This window comes from Mesorhizobium sp. M0185 (assembly GCF_040322175.1).
In the GTDB taxonomy this organism is placed as follows: Bacteria; Pseudomonadota; Alphaproteobacteria; order Rhizobiales; family Rhizobiaceae; genus Mesorhizobium.
Window position 1 is genome coordinate 121,034 of record NZ_JAMYSY010000017.1, and the last position, 8,815, is coordinate 129,848.

Here is an 8,815-nt window from a genome sequence, read left to right on the forward strand (position 1 = left end):
GTTCATGCGCGCCCGTGGTTCATATGCGCAATGAAATCGGCCAGCGAGACGTTGCCGCCGGTTGCCATTACGAGAACGGTCTTGCCGGTGACGTCGACCTTGCCGCCGAGCAACGCCGCCAGCGAAGCAGCGCCGGATGGCTCGAGCACCAGCTTCAGCCGCTCGAAGGCGAGGCGCATGGCGCGCCGCACCGAAGCATCGTCGACGGTGACGCCGCGAACGCCGGCGGCCTTCACCGCTGCGAACGGCGCGTCGCCGGGCCGCCGCGACATCAGCCCGTCGCAGATCGATTTCGGCCCGATCGGCATGGTTTCGATGGCGCCATGCGCCAGCGACGAGCCCATGCCGTCAAAACCTTCCGGCTCGACGCCGATGATCTTCGTGGCTGGCGACAGATAGTGAAAGGCCAGTGAAACACCGCCGATCAGGCCGCCGCCGCCGACCGAGCAGAACAAGAGATCGGCCTCCGCTTGCCTGGCGGCGAGCTGGTCGAGTGCCTCCAGACCGGCACCGGCCTGGCCGGCGACGATCTCCGGATCGTCGAACGGGTGCAGCAGCGCCAGACCTTCGCTCGCAGCGATCTCGCGCGCCTTGGCGGCGGCGACTTCCTCACGCGCGCGCTCGCCATGGTCAGTCAGCACCACGCGCGCGCCGTAACCCAATGTGGCGTCGCGCTTGGCGGCCGGCGCGTCGATCGGCATGACGATGGTGACGGGAATGCCAAGCGCTTGGCCAGCCGCCGCTAGCCCCTGCGCAAAATTGCCGGAGGAGTAGGCAACGACGCCCTTTTTGGCTTCGTCAGGCGAGAGCTTCTTCAGCCGCCAGTAGGCGCCGCGCACCTTGAACGATCCTGCCCATTGCAGCGATTCGGCCTTGACGAAGACGCGGGCGGCGCCGGTCTCGCGCGCGAGTGCCGCCGATTCCAGCAGCGGCGTGACCTGCGTCGCCTTGGAGGTGACGGCATAGGCCTGCCTGAGATGGTCGAGCGAGGGGACGAGACTATCTGCCATCATTCGCCTCGCGGAAAGCGCTTCTGCTCTTCGAGCAGGTCGAGGTTCATGTGGTTGCGCATGTAGCGCTCCGATGCCTTCTGCAGCGGCTGGAATTCCCAGGGATAATGGGTGCCGTTGCGCAGCGCCGGGTAGACCACCCAGCGGCGTGCCTGGCTGGCACGCACCGCCGCGTCGAAGGCCGCCATGTCCCAGCGCGCCCGCACCTTGTCGGTGAAAGCGGCCACCAATGCCGCATTGGCCGGATCGGCGGCGAGATTGGTCAATTCCTGCGAATCCGATTCAAGATCAAACAGTTGCGGCGGATCGATCTCGCAATGGATGAATTTGTAGCGGCCCTCGCGCATCGCCACTATCGGCGCGTTGGAGCCTTCGGCGGCATATTCCATCAGCACCGGCGCGGAGCGTTTCTTTCCGTTCAGCAACGGCAGCAGCGACTGGCCGTCAGTCCACGGCGCAATCGCGCTGATGTCGATGCCGGCGAGGTCGCAAAGCGTCGGCGTCACGTCGAGATTGGAGACCGGCGTGTCGATCAGGCCGGCGGCGATGCCCTTGCCGGCGATCATCAGCGGCACCCGCGCCGAACCTTCGAAAAAGCACATCTTGAACCACAGGCCGCGCTCGCCCAGCATGTCGCCATGGTCCGAGCAGAACAGGATGATCGTGTCGTCGAGCATGTGTGTGTGCTCGAGCACCGACATCAATTCGCCGAGCTTGTCGTCGAGATAGGAGATGTTGGCGAAATAGCCGCGCCGTGCGCGGCGTATCTGCTCAGCGGTGATGTCGAACCTGTCATAGTCGCTGGCGCGGTAGAGCCGCTGCGAATGCGGGTCCTGCCTGTCGTAAGGAATGAAGCCGACCTCAGGCTCGAGCGCCGGGCAATCCTCGTAGAGGTCCCAGTATTGCCGCCGTGCGACGTAAGGATCGTGCGGATGGGTGAAAGAAACCGTCAAGCACCAGGGCCGATGTGCGGCATCGTCGGAGACGCGGGCAAAATCATAAAGCTTCTGCACGGCATGGAAGGCGACCTCGTCGTCATATTCCAGCTGGTTGGTGATCTCAGCAGTACCGGCGCCGCTGACGGAGCCGAGATTGTGATACCACCAGTCGATGCGCTCGCCGGGTTTGCGATAGTCGGGTGTCCAGCCGAAATCGGCCGGATAGATGTCGGTGGTCAGCCGCTCCTCGAAGCCGTGCAACTGGTCCGGACCGACGAAATGCATCTTGCCGGAAAGGCAGGTGTGATAGCCGGCGGCACGCAGATGATGGGCAAAGGTCGGGATCGAAGACGCGAATTCGGCGGCGTTGTCATAGACCCCGGTGCGTGACGGCAACTGGCCGCTCATGAATGCGGCGCGGCCCGGCGCGCAGAGCGGCGAGGCCGTGTAATTGTTGCCAAAACGCGCCGAACGCGCGGCGAGCGCCTTCAGATGCGGCGCGTGCAGGAAGTCCGCCGGCCCATCCGGAAACAGCGTTCCGTTGAGCTGATCGACCATGACGATCAGGATATTGGGTCGCTTGGATGTCACTGCTTCTGCCGTCCGCTGAGCTTCGTTTCGAGATAGTCCTCGACCAGTGCAATCGCGGTCGCGGCATCGGGAACACCGTCCTTCAGCGCGCGCCTGATATAGAGCCCGTCGATCAGCGCCGCGGTCGCTTCGGCGACCCGGTCGGCCTCGCTTCTCGGCAGGATGCCGGCCAGCCCGCTGAGCAGATTGGAATGCAGCCGGCGCGCATAGACCTTGAGCAGCCGGCGGAGTGCTGCCGATTTCTGCGCCTCGACATAGAAGGCGAGCCAGGCGGCGATCGTTTCGGGCTGGAACTGGATGTCGGAGAAATTGACCGCGACCACCGCCGAGACGCGCTGGCGCGCCGTGCCGGCCGCGCGAAGTGCACGGCGCGTATCGGCGGTGAGCTCGCTCAGGATGTGCCGCATCGTCGCCAACAGCAATTCGTCCTTGACGCCGAAATAATGGTGGGCAAGCGCCGAGGACACGCCGGCGCGCCCGGCGATTTCCGACATCGTCACATCAAGCGAACCGCGCTCGCCGATCGCCGAGATCGTTGCGTCGATGAGCGCCCTGCGGCGCAACGGCTCCATTCCGAGTTTCGGCATTCCTGCTCCGACCTGTTGCGACAAGATTATTTTTTATTGACGCATCAATCAACAAAAATCCGGCCTGATTTGCTGGCAAAAGCCAGGCACTATGACCAGATGATCAAGATCAAGCGATTGTGCGGTTCTGGCCCCTTCACGAGGCCGGCGAAACGGTTCATGCTTGAACAATGCTGATGCGCGCGCAGTATCGCGTAGCCCGGGTCCACAGGATGGAGATCGCCATGACAGCATGCATCGTCGGTTGGGCGCATTCGCGCTTCGGCAAGCTCGAAGGCGAGACGCTGGAGGGCCTGATCACCAAGGTGGCAGTCGAGGCGCTCGATCATGCCGGCATCGGTCCGGATGACGTTGACGAGATCGTGCTCGGCCACTTTAACGCCGGGTTTTCCGGCCAGGATTTCACCGCGAGCCTGGTCCTCCAGGCCGACGACCGGCTGCGCTTCAAGCCGGCGACCCGCGTCGAGAACGCCTGCGCCACCGGCTCGGCGGCGGTCAGGCAAGGCATCCGCGCCATCGACGCCAATGCCGCCCGTATCGTGCTGGTGGTCGGCGCCGAGCAGATGACGACGACGCCCGGTCCCGAGATCGGCAAGAACCTGCTCAAGGCCTCGTATCTGCCGGAGGACGGTGACACGCCGGCAGGCTTCGCTGGCGTCTTCGGCAAGATCGCCCAAGCCTATTTCCAGCGCTACGGCGACCAGTCGGATGCGCTGGCGATGATTGCCGCCAAGAACCACAAGAACGGCGTCGACAATCCCTACGCGCAGATGCGCAAGGATTTCGGCTACGAGTTCTGCAGGCAGGAAAGCGAAAAAAACCCCTTCGTCGCCGGTCCGCTGAAGCGCACAGACTGCTCGCTGGTGTCGGACGGTGCCGCCGCGCTTGTCCTTGCCGACACGGCCACGGCGCTGAAGATGCGTCGCGCCGTCGCCTTCCGCGCCAATGAGCATGTGCAGGATTTCCTGCCGATGTCGAAGCGCGACATTCTCGCCTTCGAAGGCTGCGAGCGGGCCTGGAACCAGGCGCTGAAGCAGGCGGGCGTGACGCTCGGCGACCTGTCCTTCGTCGAGACGCATGACTGTTTCACCATCGCCGAACTGATCGAGTATGAGGCGATGGGCTTGGCCAAGCCGGGCGAGGGCGCCAAGCTGGCCCTGGATGGCGAGACGGCGAAAGATGGAAGGCTGCCGGTCAATCCGTCTGGCGGGCTGAAGGCCAAGGGCCACCCGATCGGTGCCACCGGCGTATCCATGCATGTGCTGAGCGCGATGCAACTCATCGGCGAGGCGGGCGGCATCCAGGTGCCGGGAGCAAAGCTCGGCGGCATCTTCAATATGGGTGGTGCCGCGGTCGCCAACTACGTTTCCATTCTCGACCGGATCAGATAAACCCGCCCGCATTTGCGGGAGGTGACATGACAAATCCGGTTCTGGTCGAAGTTTTGCGCGGCGCTCTCGTCGAGAGCGCGCATCGCGGCGCTGTTGCCGTCTTCGACGCCGACGGCAAGCCCGTCTGGGAGATCGGCGACACGGCACAGCCGGTGTTCCCGCGTTCGGCGGTCAAGGCGATCCAGGCGTTGCCGCTGGTCGAGAGCGGCGCTGCCGATGCCTACGGCTTCGGTGACCGGGAGCTGGCGCTGGCCTGCGCCTCCCATTCCGGCGAGCCGCCGCATGTCGAGCTGGCGCGCGCCATGCTGGCGAAAGCCGGCCTCGACGAGACGGCACTCGAATGCGGCGCGCATTGGCCGTCGAGCCACGGGGCGACGCTGGCGCTCGCGCGCGCCGGCCGTGCGCCGAACACCTTGCACAATAATTGTTCCGGCAAGCACTCAGGCTTCCTATGCACCTGCGTTCACAGCGGCATCGCCCATCGTGGTTACGTCAAGGCTGGCCATGCTTCGCAGGAGATGGTCCGCGAAGCGATGCAGGCGGTGACCGGTGCTGCCCATGACGCCGATCACCGCGGCACCGACGGCTGCTCGATTCCGACCTATGCCGTGCCGCTGCGCAGCTTTGCCCTTGGCTTTGCCCGCATGGCGACAGGTGCCGGCTTCGAACCGGTGCGCGCCCGGGCGGCGAAGCGGCTGCTTTCCGCCTGCATGGCCGAGCCGTTTTTCGTCGCCGGCACGGGCAGGTCCGATGTAGCGATGATGGAGGCCGCGCCGGGCCGGATTTTCGTCAAGGGAGGCGCCGAAGGTGTTTTTTGCGCCGCCCTTCCGGAGCTCGGCCTTGGCATTGCGCTGAAATGCGACGATGGCGCCGGCCGCGCCGCTGAAGTGATGGTCGCGGCCGTGCTGGCAAAGCTGCTGCACGCCGACCAGGCGCTCGCTGCGAAATTGATCGAACAGGCAAATCCGCCCATCGAAAGCCGGATCGGTGCCAAAGTCGGCGCGCTCCGGCCGACGGCCACCTTCAACTGACGTGGTTGCGCTCGACGGTCAAATGCGCGTAGCCGGCATTGCCTGATGCGGCGAGGTCGCCGGTCACCGGCTCGGCCCAGCGTTGGCCGACGATCGCGCCGTTCTGGACTCCGTCGATGACATTGTCGGAGATGATTGCCGTCCCGGCACCTTCGACCACGGTCACGACGATGCCGGTCCCCGCCTTGCGGATGACGTTTCCCGTGGCGACCACATTGCGCATGAACGGTCCCCAGCCGATCTGCATGCCGTAGAGCGGTGCATTCTCGACGACATTGCCGGAAACTGTGGTGTCTGCCTCGACGCTGATGCCGACGCCGAAGCCGGGCGCGTCCGCAGGGTAGGGGCCGCTGGTCGCCAGATTGCGGACGATGTTGCCGGAGCACACGCCCATGCGGCCGCCTTCGTTGAAGTTGACGATCGAAATACCATTGGCGGCGCCATCGACGATGTTGTTGCCGATGATCGCCCCTTCGAAGGAGAATTCGGAATACACGGCCGTCTCGCCCGAACGCGAGCAGGTGTTGCCGGTGATCTGCAAATTGCTGGAACTGTTGGCGCGGATCGCCGAAAACGCGCAGTCCGAAACAATATTACCGGAGATGATGACATTGCCGGCGCGGAACGCATTGATGCCATTGCCGTTCTGGCCGGTTCCGCCGCTGCGCGCCTGGATGCGCTCGATCCGGTTGCGGCTGACGATGGTGCCGTCTTCCGCCGCCTGCCAGCGGTGCACGAGAATGCCGCCATTGGCGCAGTCGGAGACGCTATTGCCTGATATTTCCAGGCCATCGGCCTCGACCGAATAGATGCCGGCATCGGCCGCACCGGATATCTCCGAGCGCTCAATGCGGCCCGAGGCGTGTTCGAGCGCTAGGCCGTGCTTGCCGCTGCCGGTAAGCTGGCAATTGTCGACGACCAGATGGGCGATGCGGCGCAGATCGAGCAGGCCTTGCGCGTAGTCGCCCATCCAGCGGTTGCTGCCGTCGAACACCAGCCCGCTGAGTTCGATATGCTCGGCCTGTTCGGCCATGATGAGATGGCCATTGCCGCCATAGACGATCCGCGATGCGCCCGGTACGCCGGACAGGCGCACCCGGCCGGGCAGCGACAGGTTGGAAACGATATAGATCACCGGCGACAGGAACACCGGCATGTCGCGGTCGTGCGCGTCGCGTAGCAGCTTGGTGAAAGCCTTGCTCTGGTCGTCTAGCGCGCCGGGCCGGACGCCGAGCTCGGTCGCGTTGATCGCGCCACGCATCGCGGCTTTCTCGATGCCGGGAAGGTTTTTCGCCGCTGCCTTGCCGAGCGAAAGCCCCATGACGGCAAAGCCGGCGGTCTGCGCAAGCAGCGTTCGTCTGTTCAACATCGGCACAGATCCCTTGCGTTCAACGGCCACGCCGCAGGATTCGTGCCAGACTAGCCCGGTCGAACTCGTGGTGAAAATCTGAAGCTTGCCAGCCAGGACGGAATATTGCTTTCGGCCTTTCTGTGGGCGATCAAACGAAGCCCCTTTTGATCTCTATTCGATCCTCGTTGGCTCGGCGAACACCGCATTTACCCCGTTGAAGGCAAGTTGCACGAATGTCTGGTCGATCTCCGCGGGGGACAGCTTCGTATCCCTCTCAAGCCACCAGTGCATCACTTCAAAGAACGCGCCAACGATGAAGCGTGTGGCGATCTCAAGTCTGACTCCGCCTTCATCACCTTGGATATTCGCCAACTCATGGCGAACCTGCCTGCTTATCCAGCCGCGGATCTCTTCTGGCATTTCGCGCTTTTTCCCGCCCATCAGCGCACGGTGCATCTCCCGCGTGGCAAGAGCATGCTCGAACACCGGACCGCTGAAGGAAAAGCCCTTGGCATTTCTCTGCGAATGGCGTTCGGCACCACGTGCCTGCAAGCCCTTCATATGCTCGTCGATCGTTGCTTTCCTCAAGTAGTCCTTATCGGGATAGTGCGTGTAGAAAGTCGAGCGGCCGACATCGGCTTCCCTGCAGATGTCCTCGACCGTGATCGCCGTATATCCCTTCTCGGCGGTCAATCTGAAAAGCGCCTGCTGCAGTCGGCTGCGGGTCCTGGCGACCCGACGGTCGATCGGTCCGGCTGGCATCGGCAACATCCTTTTCCGGCCAAAGGACACCAAATCGTCCAGTATTGGGCGCGTCGGTGCGATGTGGCCAGTAAAACTGATACTGGACACACTGTCCAGTATCATATGCTCTTGCGGAAGGCCCGGCGCGATGCCCGGCTGGCCGGAGATAAAGCAATGCACCAACGTCTTTTCGGAACAATAGTTGGAGGGCATGCGCTAGTCGCGCTCGTCAAAGTGGCCGTGGTGCTCGCGGCATTTTTCTCGTTGGGACAGGCAAATGCGGTCTTTTCCTTGGGAGTTCCCGTCCTCCTGCTTCATGCTGGTGCACTCGTCGTAGTCGCGAGCTTATTGATATGGCAAAGCGCTCACGGGCGGCTGTCCGCCAAGGACCGCAGACCGGCCGCCGGCGAGGAGAAGGCGCCGCATGTCGGCATCACGCTTCATTCCGCCGCCCTGTACGATATGCTGGCGTGGCTTCTGACCTTCGGTCGCGAACGTGCTTTTCGCGAAAGGATATTAAGCTTTGCGGAGCTGAAACCGGGAGAAGTGGTCCTGGATGTCGGGTGCGGCACCGGCACCACCGCGCTCCTCGTCAGACAGAAGGTGGGGCCGGAGGGGCGTGTGGACGGCGTCGACGCCTCCGCCGAAATGGTTGCGCGCGCAACGGCAAAGGCCCGGCGGGCAGGGTTACAAGTCGGGTTCTCGACCGCCACCGCTCAGGAACTGCCTTTCAAGGATGGGGAATTTGATGTCGTCCTCAGCACGCTGATGTTCCACCATCTTCCAAAGAAGGGCCGCGAGGATTTTGGCAGAGAAGCCTTCCGCGTCCTGAAGCCGGGCGGTCGCGTGCTTATCGTCGATTTTGCAAAACCGCCGCGCCGGAAGAGCACGTTTCGGCTCCACCGGCATGGTTACGTCGATTTGGACAAAATCGCAGCGGATCTCGGCCGGCTCGGCTTCAATATCGCTGAGCGAGGCGACGTCGGAACCAAGGGGCTCCGCTATCTAATTGCGCAGCCGGACCTTAGCCTTACGGCGCTCTAAGCGCGATAGCGCGTTGAGGCATTCGCATGGTCAGCTTTACACCGATAGTGTTGAAAAAGTCCGGGTTGCAGCAGTCCTGAAGCACTGATTCAATCTTCGTCGTAAGAGGAGATTGAGTCGATGATGGG

General features: G+C 63.4%; 8 protein-coding genes. 3 read left to right on the plus strand and 5 right to left on the minus strand.

The genetic code is table 11. The features are described 5' to 3' along the window. Positions 1–2: 2 nt before the first annotated feature. From NKJ20_RS16090 to betI, 3 genes are read right to left on the minus strand one after another with little or no spacing between them, the layout of a single operon-like run. On the minus strand, positions 3–1,010 hold the full coding sequence (locus NKJ20_RS16090; RefSeq protein ID WP_502902810.1) for a threonine/serine dehydratase family protein: 1,008 nt from the start codon (positions 1,008–1,010) through the stop codon (positions 3–5). Beyond that, positions 1,010–2,539, minus strand: coding sequence for a choline-sulfatase (betC, locus tag NKJ20_RS16095; RefSeq protein WP_352745244.1), 1,530 nt, complete (start codon positions 2,537–2,539; stop codon positions 1,010–1,012). The genes NKJ20_RS16090 and betC overlap by 1 nt, the downstream gene beginning before the upstream one ends. After that, the gene (betI, locus tag NKJ20_RS16100) at positions 2,536–3,126 is read right to left on the minus strand and encodes a transcriptional regulator BetI (protein WP_352454288.1); all 591 of its coding nucleotides are present in this window, start codon (positions 3,124–3,126) and stop codon (positions 2,536–2,538) included. Before betI ends, betC begins: the two co-directional genes overlap by 4 nt. Before the next feature lie 224 nt (positions 3,127–3,350). Here betI and NKJ20_RS16105 point away from each other — a divergent pair, with 224 nt between their 5' ends. Next, positions 3,351–4,517, plus strand: coding sequence for an acetyl-CoA acetyltransferase (locus tag NKJ20_RS16105; protein WP_352743158.1), 1,167 nt, complete (start codon positions 3,351–3,353; stop codon positions 4,515–4,517). A 26-nt stretch (positions 4,518–4,543) separates the two neighbouring features. Further along, positions 4,544–5,548, plus strand: a complete 1,005-nt coding sequence (locus NKJ20_RS16110; RefSeq protein ID WP_352743160.1) for an asparaginase — start codon at positions 4,544–4,546, stop codon at positions 5,546–5,548. Here NKJ20_RS16110 and NKJ20_RS16115 read toward each other — a convergent pair. Both NKJ20_RS16115 and NKJ20_RS16120 read right to left on the minus strand, forming a co-directional pair. Continuing rightward, positions 5,541–6,917 (minus strand): TIGR03808 family TAT-translocated repetitive protein, encoded by a 1,377-nt coding sequence (locus NKJ20_RS16115; RefSeq protein ID WP_352745247.1) that lies wholly within the window; start codon positions 6,915–6,917, stop codon positions 5,541–5,543. The two genes, NKJ20_RS16110 and NKJ20_RS16115, sit on opposite strands and share 8 nt — an antisense overlap. A 153-nt stretch (positions 6,918–7,070) precedes the next feature. Beyond that, the gene (locus tag NKJ20_RS16120) at positions 7,071–7,856 is read right to left on the minus strand and encodes a TetR/AcrR family transcriptional regulator (RefSeq protein WP_352743164.1); all 786 of its coding nucleotides are present in this window, start codon (positions 7,854–7,856) and stop codon (positions 7,071–7,073) included. A gap of 21 nt (positions 7,857–7,877) precedes the next feature. Between NKJ20_RS16120 and NKJ20_RS16125 the strand changes: the two genes are divergently transcribed. After that, positions 7,878–8,687, plus strand: coding sequence for a class I SAM-dependent methyltransferase (locus NKJ20_RS16125; RefSeq protein WP_352618552.1), 810 nt, complete (start codon positions 7,878–7,880; stop codon positions 8,685–8,687). The last annotated feature ends 128 nt before the right edge of the window (positions 8,688–8,815 follow it).

Excerpts from the sequence above, each read along its gene's own strand:
- NKJ20_RS16115 (WP_352745247.1), bottom strand. The coding sequence starts at position 6,917 with ATGTTGAACAGACGAACGCTGCTTGCGCAGACCGCCGGCTTTGCCGTC.
- NKJ20_RS16105 (WP_352743158.1), top strand. The coding sequence starts at position 3,351 with ATGACAGCATGCATCGTCGGTTGGGCGCATTCGCGCTTCGGCAAGCTC.
- NKJ20_RS16110 (WP_352743160.1), top strand. The coding sequence starts at position 4,544 with ATGACAAATCCGGTTCTGGTCGAAGTTTTGCGCGGCGCTCTCGTCGAG.
- betI (WP_352454288.1), bottom strand. The coding sequence starts at position 3,126 with ATGCCGAAACTCGGAATGGAGCCGTTGCGCCGCAGGGCGCTCATCGAC.
- NKJ20_RS16120 (WP_352743164.1), bottom strand. The coding sequence starts at position 7,856 with ATGCCCTCCAACTATTGTTCCGAAAAGACGTTGGTGCATTGCTTTATC.
- NKJ20_RS16090 (WP_502902810.1), bottom strand. The coding sequence starts at position 1,010 with ATGGCAGATAGTCTCGTCCCCTCGCTCGACCATCTCAGGCAGGCCTAT.